Source organism: Micromonospora sp. NPDC048170, from assembly GCF_040652795.1.
In the GTDB taxonomy this organism is placed as follows: Bacteria; Actinomycetota; Actinomycetes; order Mycobacteriales; family Micromonosporaceae; genus Micromonospora.
The window spans coordinates 21,168-46,350 of sequence record NZ_JBEZMR010000019.1 but is presented as its reverse complement, the minus strand read 5'-3'; the positions used below and the strand labels follow the sequence as shown (position 1 = coordinate 46,350).

Here is a 25,183-nt window from a genome sequence, read left to right as displayed (position 1 = left end):
GCACCTGCCTCGATTCGGAAGTCGGTCATCTCAGGAGATTCCAAACTCTTTGCTGATGAAGTCGAAGATCTCGTCGTCGCTGGCCGAGTCGAGATCGGGCCGGTCCGGCTCGGCGGCGGGCCCGGCCGCCAGGTCGGACGCCTTGGCGAGCAGCTCCTGCACCCGGGCCGTGAACCGGGCCCGGGCCGCCGGGTCGAGCGGGATGGCGGTGAGCAGGCTCTCCACCGTGTCGATGCCCTGGAAGATGGGTTGCGTGGAGGGTGCCGCGTCGGCGGCGATCTCGCTGGTCAGCTTCTCGGCGAGCGCGGTCGGCGTCGGGTAGTCGAAGACCAGCGTCGCCGGCAGCCGCAGCCCGGACAGGCCGTTGAGCCGGTTACGCAGGTCGACCGCGGTGAGCGAGTCGAAGCCCAGGTCGGTGAAGAGCCGGTTCGGGTCGACGGCCTCGCCGCCGGCGTGGCCGAGGACGGCGGCGATGTTCGCCCGCACCACGTCGAGCACCACCTTGAGCCGCTCCGGACCGGCCAGGCCGGCGAGCCGCTGGCTGAGCTGCACCCCACCGGCGCGGGCGCCGGCGGCGTCGACCGAGCGCCGCGGTGCCCGGACCAGGGCCCGGAGCATCGGCGCGAGGGTGCCGGCCTCCGCCTGCGCCCGCAGCGTCGAGACGTCCAGGCGCATCGGCACCACGGCCGCCGCGTCGAGCCGCCACGCGGCGTCGAAGAGGTTCAACGCCTGCTCGGTGGCCAGCCCGGCAGCGCCCTGCTCGGCCATCCGCCGCACGTCGTCGTCGCCGAGGTGGCCCGTCATGCCGCTGGCCTGTTCCCACAGGCCCCACGCGAGCGAGATGCCGGCGAGTCCGCGTGCCCGCCGGTGCGCGGCGAGGGCGTCGAGGAAGGCGTTCGACGCCGCGTAGTTGGACTGGCCGGCGCTGCCGAGGGTGGCCGCCGCCGAGGAGAAGAGGACGAAGGCCGCGAGGTCCGCGTCGGCCGTGAGGCGGTGCAGGTGCCACGCGGCGTCGATCTTCGGCACGGCGACCGCGTCCACCCGTTCGGGGGTCATCGACTCCAGCACACCGTCGTCGAGGACGCCGGCGGCGTGCACCACGGCGGTGAGTGGGTGCTCGGCGGGCACCCCGGCCAGCAGTGCCGACAACGCGTCGGGGTCGGCGGCGTCGCAGGCCGCGACGGTCACCTCCGTACCGGTGCCGGCGAGTTCGGTGACCAGGTCCTCGATCCCCTCGGCCGCCGCGCCGCGCCGCCCGGCCAGCAGCAGGTGCCGCACGCCGTGGGTGGTGGCGAGGTGGCGGGCCAGGATGCGGCCCAGCACGCCGGTCCCGCCGGTGATCAGCACGGTGCCGTCGGGGTCGATCCCGCCGGGCAGCGGCTCCACCCCGGCCGGGACCCGGCCGAGCCGTGGGGTGCGGACCTGTCCGGCCCGCACGGCGAGCTGCGGTTCGCCGGAGGCGATCGCGGCGGCCAGCGTGGCGGCGCTGTCCGGGTCGTCGTCGAGGTCGACGAGCTGGCACCGGCCAGGGTGTTCGAGCTGCGCCGTGCGCAGCAGGCCCCAGACCGGGGCCTGCCGCAGGTCGACCACCTGCTGCTCCCCCGCCGCGACCGCGTCGCGGGTCACCAGCACGAGCCGGGAGTCGGCGAACCGGTCGTCGGCGAGCCAGGTCCGCAACGCGGCGAGGGTACGGTGCGCGGTGGCCCGCGCCTGCCCGGCCAGTGCCGGGTCCGTGGGGTCCTCGACACCGCCGACCGGGACGATCACCGCCTCGGGCGTCGACTCGCCCCCGGCGAGCAGGTCGCCCAGCGAGTCGAGGTCGACGTCGGTACGCACCCGGGCGCCGGCCGCCTCGCAGGCGGCGCTGAGGGCCAGGTCGTCGCCGAGCGTCACCCAGCGGGTGGCCGCCGGCACGGGGCCGGTGGGCACCGGCAGCACCGGCCAGTCCACCTGGAACAGCGACTCGTGCCGGCCGGAGCGGGCCGCGCCGAGCGAGTCGCCGGCGACCCGGCGCATGATCAGCGAGTCGACGTGCAGCACCGGGGCGCCGGTGGCGTCGGCGACCTGGAAGGAGACGCCGACCTCGCCGGCCGCGGCGACGCGCACGCGCAGGGCGGTGGCCCCGGCGGCGAGCAGCGAGACCCCGGTCCAGGCGAACGGCAGACGGGGCACGGTGGCGTCGGCGCCGTCACCCATCCGGCCGAGGAAGCCGCCGATCGACATGGCCTGCAACGCGCCGTCCAGCAGCGCCGGGTGCACCCCGAAGCGGCCGGCCTCGGCGTGGTGGTCGGCGGGCAGTTCGACCTCGGCGAAGACCTCGTCGTCGCGGGTCCACGCGGCGCGCAGGCCACGGAACGCCGGGCCGTACCCGAAGACGGTCGCCTCGATGCCCGAGTAGAAGTCGTCGGCCTCGACGCGCGTCGCGCCGGGCGGCGGCCACACTCCCAGGTCGAAGGCGGGCGCGGGGCGGCCGGCCGGTTCCGGGCCGAGCAGGCCCGTGGCGTGGCAGGTCCAGGCCACGTCGGCCAGGATCTCGTCCGAGCCGTCCCGGTAGGGCCGGGAGTACAGCTGCACGGTGCGCCGGCCGTCGTCGTCCCGGTCGCCGACCAGCAGCTGCACCTGGAGGGCGCCGAGCTCGGGCAGGACGAGCGGGGCGAGCAGGGTCAGCTCCTCCACCGTCGGGCAGCCGGCCTGCTCACCGGCGTACGTGGCAAGTTCCACGAAGGCGGTGCCGGGCAGCAGGATGTTGTCCATCACCCGGTGCTCGCCGAGCCACGGGTGCGTACGCACCGACAGCCGCCCGGTGAAGACCATCCGCTCGCTGTCGGGGAAGGTCAGCGTGGCGCTGAGCAGCGGGTGCCCGGCGTCCTGGAGGCCGGCGGAACTGACGTCCTGCGCCCGGTGCAGCGGGGGCTCGACCCAGTACCGCTGGTGGTCGAAGGCGTAGGTGGGCAGCGCGACGGCGTCGGTGTGGGTCAGTACGGCCGTCAGGTCGACGGGCAGGCCGATCGCGTGGGCGGTGGCGAGGTTCGCCAGCAGCCGCGTCGCGTCGTCGTCGCCACGACGCAGGCTACCCAGGGTGTGGCCCGTGGCCCCGGCGTCGTCGAGGATCGCCGTCACCGGCATCGTCAACACCGGGTGCGGACTGATCTCCACGAACGTCGTGTGACCGGCCGCCACCGCCACCCGCACGGCCGGGTCGAACCGCACCGTCTGCCGCAGGTTGTCGTACCAGTAGCCGGCGTCCATCGACGTCGGGTCGACCCAGTCACCGGTCAGCGTGGAAACCAGCCGGGTGTGACCAGGCTGCGGCTTCACATCGGCCAGGTCCGCACGGAGCTGCTCGGCGACGTCCTGAACGGCCGCTGAGTGCGACGCGTAGTCCACCGGGATCAACCGGGCCCGTACCCCGTCGACCTGACACGCCTCGACCAGGTCGGCGACCGGCTGCGGCGGACCCGACACCACCACCGTGGACGGGCCGTTGACCGCAGCCACCCCGACACCCGGGAACGCCGGCAGACGCTCGGCGACCGCCTCGGCCGACAGGTCGATCGACGCCATCGTGCCGGTGCCCCGCAGCACCGTCAGCGCCCGCGACCGCAACGCGACAGTCTTCGCCGCGTCCTCGATACTGAGGATCCCGGCCACGCACGCGGCGCCGATCTCGCCCTGCGAGTGACCGACCACGGCGGCCGGGGTGACGCCGGTGTGCTGCCACACGGCCGCCAGCGCCATGCCGACGGCCCACAGCACCGGCTGCACGACCTCGACCCGCTCCAGCCACGACTCGTCGTCACCGGTGAGCACCGACACCAGGTCCACGTCCAGGTACGGCGCGAGAGCCCGCTGGCACTCCGCCAGCTTCGCGTCGAACACCGGCGTACGACCCACCAGACCGGCGGCCATCCGCGCCGACTGCGCACCCTGGCCCGGGAACACGAACAACGGGCCCGCGCCGTGGGGCGTGGCCGTGCCGGCGACGACGTTGCCGGCAGGCGCCCCCGCCGCCAGGGCATCCAACCCCGCAACCAACTCTTCCGCGCTCGACCCGACCACCGCTGCCCGCTGGTCGAACGTCGACCGGGTGGCGGCGAGGGACCAGCCCACCGCCGCCGCGTCGACCTCGCCGCGCTCGCGCACGTACTCCGCCAGGCGGGCCGCCTGACCGGCGAGGGCGCCCTTCGACCGCCCCGACAGCGACCAGACCGCGACGTCCGAGACCACCACACCAGGGGCCGGCACGGCCGGCGCGACGACCTCCACCGGCTCGTCGGCCTGCTCGATGATCACGTGGGCGTTGGTGCCGGAGATGCCGAACGACGACACGGCGGCCCGGCGGGGCCGGTCCACGGCCGGCCAGGGCCGCGACCGCGTCGCCAGTTCGACCGCACCGGCGGTCCAGTCGATGTGCGGGGACGGCTCGTCCACGTGCAGCGTCGCCGGGACCACGCCGTGCCGGATGGCCTGCACCATCTTGATCACACCGGCGACGCCGGCGGCGGCCTGCGCGTGGCCGATGTTCGACTTGATCGAGCCGAGCAGCAGGGGCCGGTCGGCCGGCCGCTCCCGCCCGTACGTGGCGAGCAGGGCCTGCGCCTCGATCGGGTCGCCGAGGGTGGTGCCCGTGCCGTGCGCCTCGACCACGTCCACGTCGGCGGTGGAGAGTCGCGCCGAGGCGAGGGCCTGCCGGATCACCCGCTGCTGCGACGGGCCGTTCGGGGCGGTCAGCCCGTTCGAGGCCCCGTCCTGGTTGATCGCCGAGCCGCGCACCACCGCGTAGACGGTGCGGCCCTGCCGTCGGGCGTCGGAGAGCCGCTGCACGAGCAGCATGCCGACGCCCTCGGACCAGCCGGTGCCGTCGGCGGACGCGGCGAACGACTTGCACCGGCCGTCGGCGGCGAGGCCGCGCTGCCGGGAGAACTCGACGAACGCCGTCGGGGTGGCCATCACCATCACGCCGCCCGCGAGAGCCATGTCGCACTCGCCGCGCCGCAGCGCCTGGCCGGCCCAGTGCAGCGCCACGAGGGACGACGAGCAGGCCGTGTCGAGCGACACCGCCGGCCCCTCCAGCCCGAACGTGTACGCCACCCGCCCGGAGATGACGCTGCTGGTCATCCCGGTCAGCATGTAGCCCTCGGCGGCCTCCGGCGAGTACGCGAGCAGCGAGCCGTAGTCCTGGCCGCTGGTGCCGACGAACACGCCGGTGCTGCTGCCCCGTACGGCGGTCGGGTCGATGCCGGCAGACTCGAAGGACTCCCAGGTGGTCTCCAGCAGGAGCCGCTGCTGCGGGTCCATGGCCAGGGCCTCGCGGGGCGAGATGCCGAAGAAGCCGGGGTCGAACCGGTCGACGCCGGTGAGGAAGCCGCCGCCCCGGGCGTAGAAGGTGCCGGGGGCGTCGGGGTCGGGGCTGTAGAGGGAGTCGAGGTCCCAGCCCCGGTCGGTGGGCAGGTCGGTGATGGCGTCGACGCCGTCGACCACCAGCCGCCACAGGTCGTCGGGCGACCACACGCCGCCGGGCAGCCGGCAGGCCATGCCGATGATGGCGAGGGGCTCGTCGTCGCCGACCGGCACGGTGGTGGTCGTGGGCCGCACGGGAACCGGGGTGCCGGCGATCTCCGTACCCAGGAAGGCGGCCAGGTCGTGCGGGGTCGGGTAGTCGAAGACGAGGGTGGCCGGCAGCCGCATCCCGAAGGCGTTGTTGAGCCGGTTGCGCATCTCGACGGCGGTGAGCGAGTCGAAGCCGAACTCGCTGAACGCCCGGCGCGGTTCGATGGCTGTCGGGTCGGGGTAGCCGAGCACGGCGGCTGCCTGGCCCCGGACGATCTCGACCAGCGCGGCGACCCGGTCGGTATCGCCGAGCGCGGCGAGCTGCTGGACCAGGGACGCGCCGGTGGTGGCTGCGGCGGCGCGGGCGGGCATGCGGATCAGCGCCCGGTACAGCGGCGGGATGGTGCCGCCGGCGAACTGCACCTTCATCGCGGCGAGGTCCAGCCGGGCCGGGACGAGCGCGGCGTCGGTGGTGCGGCAGGCCGCGTCGAAGAGGGCGAGCCCCTCCTCGGCCTCCATGGCGGCGACGCCGGAGCGGGAGATCCGGTTGAGGTGGACGTCGTCCAGCTCGGTGGTCATGCCGCTGCGGTCGGCCCAGAGGCCCCAGGCGAGGGTGAGCGCGGCGAGGCCACGCGCCCTGCGGTGCTGGGCCAGGCCGTCGAGGAACGCGTTGGCGGCGGCGTAGTTGCCCTGGCCCGGGCCGCCCGCGGTGGCGGCGAGCGAGGAGTACGAGACGAACGCCTTCAGGTCCAGGTCGGCGGTCAGCTCGTGCAGGTTCCAGGCGGCGTCGACCTTGGGCCGGAGCACGCCGTCCATCCGCTCGGGGGTGAGCGAGGAGATGACCCCGTCGTCGCGGACGCCGGCGGCGTGGATGACGGCGGTGAGCGGGTGCTCCGCCGGGATGGCTGCCAGCAGTTCGGCCACGGCGGCCCGGTCGGCGACGTCGCAGGCGGCGACGGTGACGGTCGCGCCGAGCGCCTCCAGGTCGGTGCAGAGTTCGGCGACGCCCCCGGCCGCCCGGCCGCGCCGGCTGGTGAGGATGAGGTGCCGCACGCCGTACGTGGTCACGAGGTGCCGGCTCATCAGCTGGCCGAGGGTGCCGGTGGCGCCGGTGATCAGGACGGTCCCTTCCCCGTCGAACGGGGCGGCCGGCGGATCGGCCACGGCGGGGACCCGGGTGAGCCGGGCGCCGGCGGCGACGCCCGCGCGGATCACCACCTGTGGCTCGTCGGTCGCCAGGGCCGGGACGAGCGCGGCGGCGCAGCCGGCCACGTCGTCGACGTCGACCAGCACGAACCGGTCGGGGTTCTCCGACTGGGCGGAGCGGAGCAGGCCGATCACGGCGGCACCGGCCAGGTCGGTCAGGTCGGTGTCCCGGTCGGTGACGACCGCACCCCGGGTCAGCACGACCAGCCGGGAGGCCGCGTACCGGTCGTCGGCGAGGAACTGCTGGAGCACGGCGAGCGCCCGGTGGGTCGCCTCGGCGACGGCACGCGGCACGTCCGCCGACCCGGGCGGGTCGAGCAACGGCACGACCAGCACGCCGGGCGCGTCCGTTCCCTCGTCCGTCGCGGCGGCCAGGGCGGTCAGGTCGGCGTACGCGGCCACGGCCGTACCGGTGGCGGCGACCGCGTCGGTGAGTGCCGCCGCGTCGCCGAGCACGGCCCAGTCGACGGTCGACGGGCCGGCGGGCAGGGCGAGCGGGGCCCACTCGACCCGGAACAGCGACTCGGTGCCGCCGCCCCCGGCGGTCCTGAGCTGGTCGGCCGAGACCGGCCGCAGGACGAGGGAGCCGACGGAGATGATCGGCGCGCCGGTGACGTCGGCGAGCAGCAGCGAGATGCTGTCGGTGCCGGTGTGCGAGACCCTGACCCGGGCTGCCGCAGCCCCGGCGCCGTGCAGGGTGACGTCGTTCCAGGAGAACGGCAGCCGACCGTACCCGGGGGGCATGTCCGCCCCGGACGGCTCCCCGGCGGGCGTGGCCAGGCCGAGGGTGTGCAGCGCCGCGTCGAGCAGGGCCGGGTGCAGGCCGTACCCGCTTGCCTCGGCGGCGGGGGCCTCCGGCAGCGCCAGCTCGGCGAAAAGGTCGTCGCCGCGCCGCCAGGCGGAGCGCAGCGCGATGAACGACGGCCCGTAGTCGTAGCCCTGCGCGGCGAGGTTCAGGTACAGGTCGTCGGTGCCGACCTCGGTCGCGCCCGGCGGCGGCCAGGCGGTCAGCTCGGACCAGCCGGTGGGGCTGCCCGGCTCGGCGGGGCCGCTGGCCAGCACACCGCTGGCGTTGCGGGTCCAGGCCCGCTCGCCGGCGCCCTCGGCCGGCTCGCCGTCCTCGGCGGAGTGCAGCGACACGGACCGGCAGCCGGTTTCGTCCGCCGGGCCGATCCAGAGCTGGATGTCCACTCCCCCGGTCTCCGGCAGGATCAGCGGCGATTCGAGGGTGAGTTCGCGGACGTGGTCCGCGCCGACGTGCGCGCCGGCCTGGAGGGCGAGTTCGACGAAGCCCGTGCCGGGCAGCAGCACGGTGTCGAAGACGACGTGGTCGGAGATCCACGGATGGGTACGCCGGGCCAGCCGGCCGGTGAACAGGAAGCCCTCGGCGTGCGCGACGCCGACGGCGGCCCCGAGCAGGGGGTGTCGCGCGGGCCGCAGGCCGACCGCGGTGACGTCGCCGGTCCACCCGGCCCCCGCCTCGGGCCAGTAGCGCTGGTGCTGGAACGCGTACGTGGGCAGGTCGACCCGCCCGGCGCCGGTGTCGGCGAACCACAACTGCCAGGTCACCGGCACCCCGTGCACGTGCAGCTCGGCCAACGCGCCCAGCAGTGCCTGCGGCTCGGGTCGGTCCCCGCGCTGCGCGGCGACGGCGAGGACCCGCCCGGAGTCGGGCAGGATGTCCCCGGTCATCGCGGTCAGTACGCTTCGCGGCCCGACCTCCAGGAACGTGTCCGCCCCGGCGGCCTTCAGCGCGGCGATCCCATCCGCGAAGCGGACCGCCTCGCGGACATGCCGCACCCAGTAGTCGGCGGTACGGATCTCGTCGCCGTCGGCCAGCGTCCCGGTCACGTTCGACACGATCGGCAGCGACGGCGCGGAGTACGCCAACCCGTCCAGGACGGCCCGGAACTCGTCGAGCATGGGCTCCATCAGCGGGCTGTGGAACGCGTGGCTGACCGTGAGCCGGCGGGTCCGCGCACCCCGCTCCCGCCAGATCCGCTCGACCTCGTCCAGGGCGTCAGCGGTACCGGAGACGACCACCGAGGTCGGCCCGTTCACCGCCGCGATCCCCACCCGGCCCGCCAGAGGCTCCAGCGTGGCCAGCACGTCCGCCTCGGCAGCCGCCACAGCCAGCATCCCACCACCAGCCGGCAACGCCTGCATCAACCGGCCCCGCGCCGCCACCAACGCCGCCGCGTCGCCCAGGGACAACACCCCCGCCACGTGCGCAGCCGTGACCTCACCGATCGAGTGACCACCCACGAACTCCGGCATCACCCCGAACGACTCGACGAGACGGAACAACGCCACCTCGACCGCGAACAGCCCCGCCTGCGTGAACACCGTCTGATCCAGCAACCCGGCCTCGACCGTGCCCGGCTCGGCGAACAGCACCTCCCGCAGCGGGCGCGGCAGCAGCGGATCGAGCTGCGCGCACACGTCGTCGAGGGCGGCGGCGAAGACGGGGAATTCCCCGTACAACTCCCGGCCCATGCCGGCGCGCTGCGCGCCCTGACCGGAGAAGAGCACCGCCAGCGATCCCCGGCCGCCGGCCTGGCCGGCGACGACCGCGCCCGACGGTTCCCCGGCGGCCAGTGCCCGCAGCCCGGCCAGCAGGTCGTCGCGGCCGGTGGCCGACACCACGGCCCGGTGGTCGAGAGCGGACCGGGAGGTGACCGACGAGAAGGCCACGTCCAGCGGGCGCAGGCTCTCGTCGGCGACCAGCCGGGCCGCCCAGCGACCCGCCTGCGCGGCGAGACCGGCGGCGTCGCGGGCCGACACCGGCACCGGCACGACCGGCCGCTCGACCACCGGCGCGGCGGCCGACGGGGACTGCTGCGGCGCCGGGGCCTGCTCCAGGATGGTGTGCGCGTTGGTGCCGGACACTCCGAACGAGGAGACCGCCGAGCGGCGCGGCCTGCCCGCCGCCGGCCACGGCGTCGCCTCCGTCACCAGCGAGACGTCGCCGGCCGACCAGTCGACCTCGGGGGTCGGTTCGTCGACGTGCAGGGTCGGCGGCACGACACCGTGCCGCATCGCCATCACCATCTTGATCACACCAGCCACCCCGGCGGCAGCCTGGGCGTGACCGATGTTCGACTTCACCGACCCCAACAGCAACGGCGCCGACCCGCCCCGATCCTGCCCGTACGTCGCCAGCAGCGCCTGCGCCTCGATCGGGTCACCGAGCCGGGTGCCGGTGCCGTGCGCCTCCACCACGTCCACGCCACCGGCGGCGAGGCCGGCGTTGGCCAGGGCCTGCTGGATCACCCGCTGCTGCGACGGCCCGTTCGGGGCGCTCAGGCCGTTGGACGCGCCGTCCTGGTTCACCGCGCTGCCCCGCACCACGGCGAGGATCGGGTGGCCGTTGCGCTGCGCGTCCGACAGCCGTTCCAGCAGCAGAACGCCGACGCCCTCGGACCAGCCGGTCCCGTCGGCGGCGGCGGCGAACGCCTTGCACCGGCCGTCGGCGGCCAGGCCGCGCTGCCGGGAGAACTCGACGAAGGCGGCCGGGGTGCACATGGCGGTGACCCCGGCGACGATGGCCAGCGTGCACTCCCGCTGCCGCAGCGCCTGCCCCGCGAGGTGCAGGGCGACCAGGGACGACGAGCAGGCGGTGTCGATGGTGACCGCCGGCCCCTCCAGCCCGAAGGTGTAGGCGATCCGGCCGGAGACGACGCTGCCGGCGTTGCCGGTCATCAGGTGCCCTTCCAGGCCCTGCGCGGCACCCATCAGCACGGTGCCGTAGTCCTGCCCGGTGCTGCCGGCGAAGACGCCGGTGCGGCTGCCGCGCAGCGAGTGCGGGTCGATGCCGGCCCGCTCGATGGCCTCCCACGAGGTCTCCAGCAGCCAGCGCTGCTGCGGGTCCATCGCCAGCGCCTCGCGGGGGGATATCGCGAAGAAGCCCGGGTCGAAGTCGGCCAGCTCGTGGACGAAGCCACCCTGCCGCGTGTACGACGTGCCGGACTGCTCCGGGTCGCTGTCGTAGAGCGACCCGAGGTCCCAGCCGCGGTCCTCGGGGAAGTCGGAGACCACGTCCCGACCGGACGCGACCACCTCCCACAGGTCCTCCGGCGACCGCACGCCGCCGGGGAAGCGGCAGCTCATGGAGACGATGGCGACCGGTTCCTGTTCACCGGCCTCCACCTCGCGCAGGCGCTGCCGCACCTGGTGCAGGTCAGCGGTGACCCGCTTGAGGTAGTCGAGAAGCTTCGCCTCGTCAGCCATGGACCGCGCACTCCTTGTGTTGACCCGTCGTCGCAGCAGCGATCACGTCAGGACATCCCCAGCTCGCGGTCGATGAAGTCGAAGACCTCATCCGGCGTCGCGTCCTGGAGCTTCTCGGCGACGGTGTCGCCGTCCGCCGGCGCGTCGGCCTCGTTGAGGGAGGCCAGCAGCGTCCGCAGCCGCTCGGTGATCCGAATTCGGGCGCTCCGGTCCGGTGCCGAGCCGGAGAGCGCCGCTTCCAACCTGTCCAGCTCGCCGAAGACCGGTGCGACCCCGACCACCCCGCCGTCGACGATCGCGGCCCGTACGTACTCGGCCAGCCCGGCGGCGGTCGGGTAGTCGAAGACCACCGTGGCGGGCAGCCGGACGCCGGTCGCCGCGGTGAGCCGGTTGCGCAGTTCCACGGCGGTCAGCGAGTCGAAGCCGAGTTCCCGGAACGCCCGGTCCGGCTCCACGGCGTCCATCGAGGCGTGTCCGAGCACGGCGGCGGCCTGTGCGCGTACCAGCTCCAGCAGGGTCCGTCGCCGTTCGGCGTCGGTCTGCCCGGCGAGCAGGGCGGCCAGCGACTCCGCGGACACGCCGGCGTCCTCGGCCCGCTCGGCGGCGGCCCGCCGCGCCTCGGCCACGCCCGCGATGAGCGGGCTGGGCCGGACGGCGACGAACCCGGGCACGTACCGGGACCAGTCGATGCCGGCCACCATCGTCGCCGGCTCGCCGCCCGCCACGCACCGGGCGAGCGCCGTGAGCGCGGGCTCCGTGTCGAGGCGGGCCACGCCGGTGCGGCGGCGGCGCTCCTCCACGGCCTGGTCGGTGGCGGCCATCCCGCCGGCCGCCCAGGGGCCCCAGGCGATCGAGGTGGCCGGCTGGCCCTGCCGGTGCCGCTGCTCGGCAAGCGCGTCGAGGTAGGCGTTGGCGGCGGCGTAGCTGCCCTGCCCGGCGGCACCGAGCTGGCCGGCCATCGCGGAGAACAGCACGAACGCGCGCAGTTCCCGCCCGATGGTCAGCTCGTGCAGGTGCAGGGCACCGAGCACCTTGGGTCGCAGGACGGTGGCGAGCCGGTCGGCGGTGAGCCCGTCGAGCACGCCGTCCTCCAGCACGCCGGCCGCGTGCACCACGCTGGTCAGCGGCGCGTCGGCGGGTACCTCGTCGAGCAGCTTGGCCAGCGCCGCCCGGTCGGCCACGTCGCAGGCCGCGACGGTCACCCGGCTGCCCGCCCCGGTCAGCTCCCGGACCAGCTCGGTGGCGCCGGGGGCGTCCGCGCCGCGCCGGCTGACCAGCATCAGGTGCTCGGCGCCCCGGGCGGCCAGCCAGCGGGCCACCTCCGCGCCGAGCGCGCCGGTGCCGCCGGTCACCAGCGTCGTGCCCGGGTAGCCGGCCTCGTCGGTGGCCGCGTCACCGCCGGGTGCGCGCACCAGTCGGCGTACCAGGATGGTGGCGCCGTCGACCGCGAGCTGGTCCTCGCCGTCGAGGCCGGCGAGCGCGGCGCAGAGCAGATCCCAGCCGTGGTCGTCCAGGGTGGCCGGAACGTCGACCAGGCCGCCCCACCGCTCGGGGTGTTCCAGGGCCACGACCCGGCCGAGTCCCCAGAGCAGCGACTGCTCCGGTCGACCGGGCGTCGCGTCCCGGGTGGTGCCGGCGGCCCCCCGGGTGACGCACCACAGCGGCGCGGCGACGTCGAGGTCGCCGAGCGCCTGGATCAGCGCGAGCGACCGGGCGAGGAAGGGCGGCACCGGCTGGGTGTCGTCGACCGCGCCGTCGGCGAGGGCGAGCAGTGACAGCACCCCGTTCACCGGGGCCCGCCCGCCGTCGGCGGTGTGGGTGGCGCCGGTCAGGTGCTCGGCGAGGGTGGCCCGGTCGGTCAGGTTCTCGGGCAGCAGCACCAGTCGGACGTCGGCGCCCCGGCGGGTCAGCTCGACGACCGCGGCCTCGCCCTCCTCCGGGTGCCGCTCATCGGCGACGACCCACCAGGCGCCGGGCAGGAAGCTGACCGGTGTCCCGGTGTACGGCTGCCACACGCTGCGGTAGGCCAGGTCGTCCTGGGTGGACCGCTGCCGCTGCTGTCGCCGCCAGGAGGCGAGCACCGGTAGGGCCGCGCCCAGCCGTTCCAGCGACTCCGTCGCGTCCTGTTCGGTGAGTTCCGCGAGCGCGGCCAGGTCCTCCCGTTCGACGGCCGCCCAGAACGCGGAGTCGACGCCGCTCGGGGTCTCCTCGGCACCGCCCTGCCCGGCCGCCGCGGTCGGCCAGAACCGGTCCCGGTCGAAGGCGTAGGTGGGCAGGCCGACGGTGTCGGTCCCGGCGAAAACCGTGGTCAGGTCGACGGGCAGCCCGATGGTGTGCGCGGTGGCCAGGTTCGTCAGCAACCGGGTCGGGTCGTCGTCACCCCGACGCAGGCTGTTCAACGTGTGGCCGGTGACCCCGGTGTCGTCGAGGATCGCCGTCACCGGCATCGTCAACACCGGATGCGGAGAGATCTCCACGAACGTGGTGTGCCCGGCGGCGACCGCCACCCGGACGGCGGCGTCGAACCGCACGGTCCGGCGCAGGTTGTCGTACCAGTAGTCCGCGGTCATCGAGGCCGGGTCGACCCAGTCCCCGGTCAGGGTGGAGACGAGGCGGGTGTGACCGGCCCGCGGGGTCACGTCGGCCAGGTCCGAACGCAACTGCTCGGCCACCTGCTCGACGGCCGCCGAATGGGAGGCGTAGTCCACCGGAATCAACCGCGCCCGAATTCCGTCGGCCTGGCAGGACTCCACCAAATCAGTCACTGGCTGCGGCGGACCCGACACCACCACCGTCGACGGACCGTTCACCGCCGCCACCCCGACACCCGGGAACGCGGCGAGCCGCTGCGTCACCGCGTCAGCGGACAGGTCGACCGACGCCATCGTCCCCGTGCCCCGTAGCACGGTCAGCGCCCGCGACCGCAATGCCACCGCCTTCGCCGCGTCCTCCAGGGACAGGATCCCGGCGACACAGGCGGCACCGATCTCACCCTGCGAGTGACCGATCACCGCCGCCGGGTTCACTCCGGCGTGCTGCCACACGGCCGCCAGGGCAATGCCCACGGCCCACAGCACCGGCTGCACGACCTCCACCCGCGCCAACCACGACTCGTCATCGCCGGTCAACACCGACACCAGATCCACATCCAGGTACGGCGCGAGAGCCCGCTGGCACTCGGCCAGCTTCGCGTCAAACACCGGCGTACGACCCACCAGACCAGCCGCCATCCCCGCCGACTGCGCACCCTGACCCGGGAACACGAACACCGGACCCGCACCATGACCGGACACCACGCCCGTGACAACGTTGCCCGCCGGCGAACCGGCCACCAGAGCATCCAACCCCGCCAGCAACTCACCGACATCGGCACCGACCACGGCGGCCCGCTGGTCGAACACCGACCGGGTGGTGGCGAGGGACCAGGCCACGGCGGCCGGGTCCAGATCCTCCTGCTGCTGACGGACGTGACGGGCCAGTCGGGCGGCCTGACCGGCGAGGGCCGCCCGGGACCGCGCGGACAGGGGCCAGAGCACGGCATCCGCGCCCACGAGCCCCGGACCACGGTCGGCACCGGCCTCGGCGTCGGGCTCCGCGCTCTCGGCGGACGGGTCCCCGGCCAGCTCGATGATGACGTGGGCGTTGGTCCCGCTGATGCCGAACGACGACACGGCGGCCCGGCGGGGCCGATCGACGGCCGGCCACGGGCGCGACTCCGTCGCCAACTCCACCGCGCCGGACGTCCAGTCGATGTGCGGGGACGGCTCGTCCACGTGCAGCGTCGCGGGGACCACGCCCTCGCGCATCGCCAGCACCATCTTGATCACACCGGCGACACCGGCGGCGGCCTGGGTGTGCCCGATGTTCGACTTCACCGACCCCAGCAGCAGCGGCTCGTCCCGGTCCTGCCCGTACGTCGCGAGCAGCGCCTGCGCCTCGATCGGGTCGCCGAGCGTCGTGCCGGTGCCGTGCGCCTCCACCACGTCCACGTCGGCCGTGGACAGCCGCGCCGACGCCAACGCCTGCCGGATCACCCGCTGCTGCGACGGACCGTTCGGCGCCGTCAGACCGTTCGACGCACCATCCTGGTTGACCGCACTACCCCGCACCACCGCCAGAACCTCATGACCATTACGCCGCGCGTCCGACAGCCGCTCCACCAGCAGCACCCCGACACCCTCACCCCAACCCGTACCGTCCGCCCCCGCCGCGAACGCCTTGCACCGACCGTCGGCGGCCAGACCACGCTGCCGGGAGAACTCCACGAACAAGCCCGGCGTCGCCATCACCGTCACACCACCGGCGAAGGCCAGGTCGCACTCGCCGCGCCGCAGCGACTGCACCGCCAGGTGCAACGCCACCAACGACGACGAACACGCCGTGTCCACCGACACCGCCGGCCCCTCCAACCCCAACGCGTACGCCACCCGACCCGACACCACACTCGCGGCGTTCCCCGTCCCCGCGAACCCCTCCACCTCGTCCCCAGCCACCATCAACAGGGCCCCATAGTCCTGACCATTCGTGCCCACGAACACCCCTGTTCGCGAACCCCGCAAGACCCCCGGATCAACCCCTGCCCGCTCCAACGCCTCCCACGAAACCTCCAGCAACAACCGCTGCTGGGGATCCATCGCCAGAGCCTCACGCGGCGAAATACCGAAGAAACCGGCATCAAACTCCGCCGCCTCGTAGAGGAAGGCGCCGCTGCGGACGTAGGAGGTGCCGGTGGAATAGGGGTCGGGGTCGTAGAGCCGCTCGACGTCCCAACCCCGATCGCCGGGTAGGTCGGACACCGCGTCGCGGCCGGCGTGCAGCATCTGCCAGAACCGCTCGGGGTCGTTCGCCCCGCCGGGGAAGCGGCAGGACATGGCGACGATGGCCACCGGCTCGTCGTCACTGAGCGTCACCGGGGCGGTCTCCACCGCCGCGGTGGCCCCGCCGCCCAACTCCTCGTGCAGGTGCCGGGCGAGCGCGGTCGACGACGGGTAGTCGAAGACCAGGGTCACGGGCAGCCGCAGCCCGGTGGCGGTGGCGAGCCGGTTACGCAGCTCCACCGCGGTCACCGAGTCGAAGCCGAGGTCCCGGAACGCGTGGTTCGGGTCCACCGCCTGGCCGTCGGCGTACTTGAGGACCGTGGCCGCCTGGTCGCGGACCAGGTCGAGCAGCGACTGCTGGCGCTCGACGGCGCTCATCCGGGTGAACGCCGCCGCCGGGCCGGCCTCGTCGGCCTCCTTCGCCTCGACGAGGCCCTTGGTGGCCTGCAACCGCTGTGCCTGCGGGATCTCGGAGATCAGCGGCCCGGGCCGGGTGGCGGTGAACGCGACGAAGAACCGGTCCCAGGCGATGTTCGAGATGGTCAGGAACGTCTCGTCGTGCTCGACGGCCTGGTGCAGGGCCGCGACGGCCAGCCGCGGGGGCATCTCGGGCGCGCCGTGGCGGTGCAGCATCTGGCCGAACTCGCCGTCGGCCATGCCGCCGCCGCCCCAGGCGCCCCAGCCGATCGAGGTGGCGGGCAGGCCGAGGGCCCGCCGGTGCTCGGCGAGGGCGTTGAGGAACGCGTTGCCGGGGGCGTAGTTGCCCACGCCCGAGCTGCCGACGGTGCCGGCCATCGACGAGAACAGGATGAACGCGTCGAGGTCCGCCTCGCGGGTCAGCTCGTGCAGGTTCAGCGCGGCCGTGACCTTCGCGCCGAGCGCGTAGTCGACCTGCTCCAGGCTCAACGAGTTGATCACCGAGTCGTCGAGCACGGCGGCGGTGTGCACCACGGTGGTCAACGGATGCTCGGACGGCAGGTCGGCGAGGACGGCGGCGAGCGCCGACCGGTCGGCGGCGTCGCAGGCGGCGACGGTCACCCGGGCGCCCAGCCCGACCAGCTCGGCCTCGAGGTCGGCGATGCCCTCGGCCTGCCGGCCGCGCCGGCTGATCAGCACCAGGTGCGCGGCGCCGTTGGCGGCGAGCCAGCGGGCCATGTGCCCGCCGAGCGCGCCGGTACCACCGGTGACCAGGGCGGTGCCGGAGGGCCGCCAGGAACGGGCGGCGGGCACGGCACCGAGCGGGGCGTGCAGCAGGCGTCGGCCGAACGCGCCCGCCCACCGCAGCGCGACCTGGTCCTCCCCGTCGACGCCGGTGAGGACGCCGACCAGCCGGCGGCCGGCCGCGTCGTCCAGCTCGTCGGGGAGGTCGACCAGGCCGCCCCAGCGGTCCGGGTGCTCCAGTGCGGCGACCCGGCCGAAGCCCCAGGTGAGCTGCTGCAACGGGTGCGGCAGCGGGTCGGCCGGGCCGGTGGCGACGGCGCCCCGGGTGAGGCACCACAGCGGGGCGCGGACGCCGGTGTCGCCGAGCGCCTGCACCAGGGTCACGGTGCCGGCGAAGCCGACCGGCACCGACGGGTACGCCGGGGCCGGCGTCTCGTCGAGCGGCAGCAGCGACACGATCCCGGCGACCGGGGTGCCGCCGGCCAGCTCGCGCAGCCGGGCGCCGAGCGCCTCGCGGTCCGTGCGCTCGGCGTCCAGCACCAGCGGTACGACGGCGGCGCCGTGCCGTTCCAGCGTCTCCCGGCAGAAGGCGACCTCGGCCGCGGCGGTGCCGTCGGGGCCGGTGACCAGCCACCAGGTGCCGGTGACGGCGGGGCCGTCGACGGCGATCGGCGTCCAGCTGTCCCGGTAACGCCAGGAGTCCACGGTGGCCTGGTCGCGGTGCCGGCGACGCCAGGCGGCGAGCACCGGCAGCACGTCGGCGAAGGCCGTGTCCGGCACGGGCTCCGACTCGGTCGTGCCGGCAAGTTCGGCGGTCAGCGCGGCCAGGTCCTCCGCCTCCACGGCCGCCCAGAAGCGGGCGTCGACCTCGTCGTCCTCCACCGGTTGGGCGGTGCCGGCGGCCGGGGCGGGCGTGGCGGACGGCTGCGGCCAGTAGAGCTGCCGCTGGAACGGGTAGGTGGGCAGGTCCCGGCGACGCCCGGCGAGGCCGGCGAACGCGGGCCGCCAGTCCACCGGCGTACCCCCGGCGTAGACCTCGGCCAGGGCGCGCAGGAAGCGGCCGAGGCCGCCCTCGCCGCGGCGGAGGCTGCCGGTGACGGTGACCCCGTCCGGGTCGGCGGCGGCCAGTTCGACGCTCTCCTGCACGGCCATGGTCAGCACCGGGTGGGCGCTGACCTCGACGAATGTCCGGTAGCCGGCGGCGACGAGGCTACGCACCGCGTCGTCGAAGCGGACGGTCTGCCGCAGGTTGCGGTACCAGTAGTCGGCGTCGAGGGCGGCGGTGTCGAGCCAGTCCCCCTCCACCGTGGAGCGGAACCGGACCTCGCCGGTGCGGGGCCGCAGCCCGGCGAGCAGCTCCAGGAGTTGCTCGCGCAGCTGCTCGACGTGGGCGGAGTGGGAGGCGTAGTCCACCGGGATGCGGCGCACCCGCACCTCGCGGGACTCGTAGTGGGCGACCAGCTCGTCGAGGGCCGCGCCGTCGCCGGAGACCACGACCGAGGTGGGTCCGTTGACGGCGGCCAGGGCGATCCGGCCGGCCCAGCGGGTGATCGTCCCGGTGACCTCGTCGGCGGTGGTGGCGACCGAGACCATGCCGCCGTCCCCGGCGATGCCGGCGATGATCCGGCTGCGCAGCGCGACCACGGCCGCCGCGTCGTCCAGGGTGAGGCCCCCGGCGACGTGTGCGGCGGCGATCTCGCCCTGGGAGTGGCCGACGACGGCGGACGGGCGGACCCCGTACGACTCCCAGAGGGCGGCGAGCGAGACGCTGACCGCGAACAGGGTGGGCTGGACGACGTCGACCCGTTCCAGTGACGGGGCGTCGGGGGCGCCGCGTACGACGTCGGTCAGCGACCAGTCGACGTACGGGCGCAGCGCCTCGTGGCAGGTGGCGAACTTCGCGGCGAAGACCGGTGCGGTGTCGAGGAGTTCGGCGGCCATGCCGATCCACTGCGATCCCTGGCCGGGGAAGACGAAGGCCACCTCGCCCGGTGTGCCGGGAACCCGGGTGACGGTCTGCGGGGTGGGCCGGCCGGCGGCGAGCGCGTCGAGAGCGGCGGCCAGGTCGTCCCGGCCGGTGGCGAAGACGACGGCCCGGTGGTCGTGGGAGGCGCGGGTGGCGGCCAGCGACCAGCTGACGTCGGCGAGTTCCTCGTCGGCGGCGGTGTCGAGGTGGGCGCGCAGGTCGTGGGTGCGGGCGGTGAGGGCGTCGACGGTACGCCCGGACAGCACCCAGGGCAGTTCCCCGGTGGGCCCGGTGGTGGCTGCCGGCTCGGGCTCGTCGGCGGGGGCCTGTTCGAGGATGGTGTGCACGTTGGTGCCGCTGATCCCGAACGAGGACACCGCGGCGCGGCGGATGCCGTCGGCCGGTTCCCAGGGGTGTGCCGAGGTGAGCAGTTCGACGTTGCCGGTGCCCCAGTCGACGTGCGGGGTGGGCTCGTCCACGTGCAGGGTCGGCGGCAGCACCCCGTGCCGCATCGCGAGAACCATCTTCATCACCCCGGCCACACCAGCGGCGGCCTGCGTGTGACCGATGTTCGACTTGATCGACCCCAGCCACAGCGGCCGGTCGGCCGGACGGTCCTTCCCGTACGTCGCCAGCAGCGCCTGCGCCTCGATCGGATCGCCCAGTGTGGTGCCCGTGCCGTGCGCCTCCACCACGTCCACCTGCTCGGCGGTGAGCCCCGCGTTGGCCAGGGCCTGCCGGATCACCCGCTGCTGGGCGGGGCCGTTGGGTGCGGTGAGGCCGTTGGAGGCGCCGTCCTGGTTGACGGCGCTGCCACGTAGAACGGCGAGGACGGGGTTGCCGTCGCGGCGCGCGTCGGAGAGCCGCTGGAGCACCAGCAGGCCGACGCCCTCGCCCCAACCGGTGCCGTCGGCGGCCCCGGCGAACGGCTTGCACCGGCCGTCGGCGGCGAGGCCACGCTGCCGGGAGAAGCCGACGAAGATCCCGGGGGTGGCCATCACGGTGGCGCCGCCGGCCAGGGCGAGGTCGCACTCCCCCGCCTGGAGGGCCTGCGCGGCAAGGTGCATCGCGACCAGCGAGGAGGAGCAGGCGGTGTCGACGGTGACGGCCGGGCCGTGCAGCCCGAAGGTGTACGCCAGCCGACCGGAGATGACGCTGGCGGAGGTGCCGGTGGCGAGGTAGTTCTCGTCGACGTCGCCGGCGGCCATCAGCAGCGAACCGTAGTCCTGGCCGTTGGTGCCGACGTACACGCCGGTGCGGCTGCCGCGCAGCGCGGTCGGGTCGATCCGGGCCCGCTCGAACGCCTCCCAGGTGGTTTCCAGCAGCAGCCGCTGCTGGGGGTCCATGGCGAGGGCTTCGCGGGGGCTGATGCCGAAGAAGGCGGGATCGAACTCGCCGGCCCCGGCGACGAAGCCGCCCTCGCGTACGTAGCTGGTGCCGAGGTGCTCGGGGTCGGGGTGGTACAGCTCGGCGAGGTTCCAGCCGCGCTCTCCGGGCATCAGGCTCATGGCGTCGGTGCCGGTGGCGACGAGGTCCCACAGTTGCTCCGGTGAGGCGACCCCGCCGGGGAACCGGCAGCTCATCGCGACGATGGCGATCGGCTCCCGGTCGCGGCCCGTGCCGTCGGCGACCACCTCGCTGGTGGCGTGGCCGGCGGTGAGCCCGTGCAGGTGGGCGGCGAGCTCGGCGACCGTGGGGTGGTCGAAGGCCAGCGTGGCGGGCAGGGTCATGCCGGTCTCGGCGGTCAGCCGGTTGCGCAGCTCGACGGCGGTGAGCGAGTCGAAGCCGAGGTCGCGGAAGGTGCGCTCGGGCAGCGGCTGGCCGGCCGGGTAGCCGAGCACCACTGCGGCCTGGGTGCGGACGAGGTCGGCGAGCTGCGGCAGGGACCGGCCGACCACCACGGCGCGGACGGGGCCGGTCGGCACGGCGGGCACCCCGGGCAGGGCGGCGATCAGCGGGGTCGGCCGACCCCAGGAGGCGGCGAGGCGTCCCCAGTCGACGTCGGCGACGGTGACCGCCGGTTCGGTGGCGTTGACCAGCCGGCCCAGGGCGGTGACCGCCTCGGCGACGGGGAGCGGGTTGATCCCGCCCCGGGCGAGCCGGGCGGTCAGCGCGGCCGTCGCCGCGGCCATGCCGTCCTCGGCCCACGCGCCCCAGGCGATGGCGGTGCTGGGGAGGCCCTGGCCGCGTCGCCAGGCCGCGAAGGCGTCGAGGTACGCGTTGGCCGCCGCGTAGTTGCCCTGCCCGGCGCTGCCGATGACCCCGGCGAGGGAGGAGAAGAGCACGAACGCGTCAAGGTCGCGGCCGGCGGTGGCGTCGTGCAGCACCCGGGCGGCGCGGACCTTGCCGTCGAGGACGGTCTGCATCCGGGTCAGGTCGAGGCCGTCGAGGACACCGTCGTCGACCACCCCGGCGGTGTGCACGACGGCGGTCAGCCCGGGCAGTTCGGCGACGAGGCCGGTGACCGCCTCCCGGTCGGTGACGTCACAGGCCACCACCCGCACCGCACCCAACTCGTCCACCAGCTCCGCCGCACCCGGCGCATCGGGGCCCCGCCGCGAGGCGAGCACCACCTGCTCGGCTCCGTTGCCCAACAACCACCGGGCCACGTGCCGACCCAACGCACCCGTACCGCCGGTCACCAGCACCGTGCCGGACGGCCGCCAACCCGAACCGGCGGGCGCCGAGGACGGCACGAGCCGCCGGCCGAGGATCCCCTGCGGGCGGATCGCCACCTGGTCGTGACCGGTGTCGGCGAGGACGGCGAGCAGCGCGTCCCCGGTGTTCCGGTCGACGCGGGCGGGCAGGTCGACCAGGCCGCCCCAGCGGTCCGGCTGTTCGAGGGCGACGACCCGGCCCAGTCCCCAGGCCAGGGCGGGCCACGGGTCGGCGACGGTCTCGCCGCCGCCCACGGAGACGGCGCCGCGGGTGAGGCACCATAGCCGGCCGGGCAGGCCGGCGTCGGCGAGCGCCTGGGTGAGGGTGAGCAGCAGCGCGGCGCCGACGGAGACGGCCGGGGCGTCCGGCAACGCCCGGTCGCCCTCGGGCAGCACGCAGAGCACTCCGGTCCAGCCCTGGTCGCCCTGTCGGCGCAGCAGCTCGGTCAGCTCCGCGCGGCCGACGCCGGGGGCGACGGTGACGGTGTCGACGTGGGCGCCCGCGCCGGCCAGCGTCCCGGCCACCCCGGCGTCGGTGTCGGTGGTGACGACCAGCCAGCGGCCGGTCAGCGCCGACGCGGCGGCGGGGCGTACGGGCTCCCAGTCGACCCGGTAGGACCAGCCGTCCACCACGGCGTCGCGTTGCCGGGCCCGCCGCCACGACGACAGCACCGGCACGGCCGGGGCGAGGGCCTCGACCGCCGCCGGGTCGTCCTGCACGGCCAGGTGGGAGGCGACCTCGGTCAGGTCGCCGCGCTCCACCGCCGCCCAGAAGTCCCCCTCGGCAACGTCGGTCGGCGCGGCCGGTACGGCGGTGCCGCCGAGCTCGGGCCAGTAACGCTGGTGCTGGAACGCGTACGTGGGCAGGTCGACCCGCCCGGCGCCGGTGTCGGCGAACCACGACTGCCAGGTCACCGGCACCCCGTGCACGTGCAGCTCGGCCAACGCGCCCAGCAGTGCCTGCGGCTCGGGTCGGTCCCCGCGCTGCGCGGCGACGGCGAGGACCCGCCCGGAGTCGGGCAGGATGTCCCCGGTCATCGCGGTCAGTACGCTGCGCGGCCCGACCTCCAGGAACGTGTCCGCCCCGGCGGCCTTCAGCGCGGTGACCCCATCCGCGAAACGGACCGCCTCGCGGACGTGCCGCACCCAGTAGTCGGCGGTACGGATCTCGTCGGCGTCGGCGAACGCCCCGGTCACGTTCGACACCACCGGCAGCGACGGCGCGGCGAACGTGAGCCGGTCGAGCACCGCACGGAACCTGCCGAGCATGGGCTCCATCAGCGGGCTGTGGAACGCGTGGCTGACCGTAAGCCGGCGGATCCGCGCACCCCGCTCCCGCCAGATCCGCTCGACCTCGTCCAGCGCCGCCACGTCACCAGAGACGACCACCGAGGTCGGGCCGTTCACCGCCGCGATCCCCACCCGGTCCGCCAGACCGTCCAGCGTGGCCAGCACGTCCGCCTCGGCAGCCGCCACGGCCAGCATCCCGCCACCAGCCGGCAACGCCTGCATCAACCGGCCCCGCGCCGCCACCAACGCACAGGCATGCTCCAGGGACAACACCCCCGCCACATGCGCAGCCGTGACCTCACCGATCGAGTGACCACCCACGAACTCCGGCATCACCCCGAACGACTCTACGAGACGGAACAACGCCACCTCGACCGCGAACAGACCAGCCTGCGTGAACACCGTCTGATCCAGCAACCCGGCCTCGGGCGAACCCTCGACGGCGAACAACACCTCCCGCAGCGGACGCGGCAGGGCCCGATCCAGGTACCCACACACCGCGTCGAGCGCGGCGGCGAAGACGGGGAACTCCGCGTACAACTCCCGGCCCATGCCGGCGCGCTGCGCACCCTGACCCGAGAAGAGCACCGCGAGCTGCCCGCGCGGCGACCCGGCACCGGCGAGCACGTTGCCGGTCGGTTCCCCGGTGGCGAGGGCGCGCAGCCCGGCCAGCAGGTCGTCGCGGCCGGTGGCCGACACCACGGCCCGGTGCTCCAGGGCGGACCGGGAGGTGACCGACGAGAAGGCCACGTCCAGCGGGCGCAGGCTCTCGTCGGCGGCGAGCCAGGCCGCCCAGCGGCCGGCCTGCGCGGCGAGCGCGGCGTCCGACCGGGCGGAGAGCAGCACCGGGGTCACCGTGCGGTCCGCCGGCACGGTCGGCTCGGCTTCGGCTTCGGCCGGCGCCGGGGCCTGCTCGATGATGGTGTGCGCGTTGGTGCCGGACACCCCGAACGACGACACCGCGGCCCGGCGCGGGCGGTCCACCGTGGGCCACGGGGTGGGGGCGGTGGCGAGGGTGACCGCCCCGGCGGCCCAGTCGATGTGCGGGGACGGCGCGTCGACGTGCAGGGTCGGCGGCACGACACCGTGCCGCATCGCCATCACCATCTTGATCACACCAGCCACCCCGGCAGCAGCCTGCGTGTGACCGATGTTCGACTTCACCGACCCCAACAGCAGCGGCTCGTCCCGGTCCTGCCCGTACGTCGCCAGCAACGCCTGCGCCTCGATCGGGTCACCGAGCCGGGTGCCGGTGCCGTGCGCCTCCACCACGTCCACCTGCTCGGGGGTGAGCCGGGCATTGTCCAGGGCCTGGCGGATGACCCGGATCTGGGAGGGGCCGTGCGGGGCGCTGAGGCCGTTGGACGCGCCGTCCTGGTTCACCGCGCTGCCCCGCACCACGGCGAGCACAGGGTAGCCGTGGCGCTCGGCGTCGGAGAGGCGGGTGAGCAGCAGCATGCCGATGCCCTCGGACCAGGAGGTGCCGTCCGCGCCGGCGGCGAACGCCTTGCACCGGCCGTCGGCAGCGAGGCCACGCTGCCGGCTGAACCCGACGAAGACCGCCGGGGTGGGCATCACCGTCACGCCGCCGGCGAGGGCCAGTTCGCAGTCGCCGTTGCGCAGTGCCTGCGCGGCCAGGTGGATGGCGACCAGCGAGGACGAGCAGGCGGTGTCGACGGTGACCGCCGGCCCCTCCAGCCCGAGGGTGTACGCGACACGGCCGGAGATGACGCTGGTGGCGTTGCCGGTGAGCAGGTGCCCCTCGCCGTTCTCGGCCTGCGCCATCATGCCGTCGTAGCCGTGCGACGACGCGCCGACGAAGACGCCGGTACGGCTGCCCCGTACCGCCGGCAGCGGCAGCCCGGCCCGCTCGAACGCCTCCCAGGAGGTCTCCAGCAGCAGCCGCTGCTGCGGGTCCATGGCGACGGCCTCGCGGGGCGAGATGCCGAACAGGTCGGCGTCGAAGTCGGCGGCGGCGTAGACGAAGCCGCCCTCGGTCACGTAGCTGGTGCCCGGGTGGTCGGGGTCGGGGTGGAAGAGGCGGTCCAGGTCCCAGCCCCGGTCGGCGGGGAACGGCCCGATCCCGTCGCCGCCGTCGCGGACGAGCTGCCACAGCGCCTCGGGGCTGTCGACCCCGCCCGGGTAGCGGCAGCTCATCGCCACGATGGCGATGGGCTCGGAGTCCCGGGCCTCCAGCTCGCGCAGCCGCCGCCGGGTACGCCGCAGCTCCGAGGTCGTACGCTTCAGGTACTCGACGTACTTCTCGTCCTCGTTGCTCACCGTGGACCTACCTCACTCGGCATGCC

General features: G+C 74.8%; 2 protein-coding genes. Both read right to left on the bottom strand.

The genetic code is table 11. From position 1 onward, the window contains the following. Positions 1-30: 30 nt before the first annotated feature. Positions 31-10,986, bottom strand: coding sequence for a type I polyketide synthase (locus AB0D32_RS21925; RefSeq protein WP_357093043.1), 10,956 nt, complete (start codon positions 10,984-10,986; stop codon positions 31-33). A 47-nt stretch (positions 10,987-11,033) separates the two neighbouring features. After that, positions 11,034-25,157, bottom strand: a complete 14,124-nt coding sequence (locus AB0D32_RS21920; RefSeq protein WP_357093040.1) for a type I polyketide synthase — start codon at positions 25,155-25,157, stop codon at positions 11,034-11,036. Positions 25,158-25,183 lie beyond the last annotated feature (26 nt).

Excerpts from the sequence above, each read along its gene's own strand:
- AB0D32_RS21925 (WP_357093043.1), bottom strand. The coding sequence starts at position 10,986 with ATGGCTGACGAGGCGAAGCTTCTCGACTACCTCAAGCGGGTCACCGCT.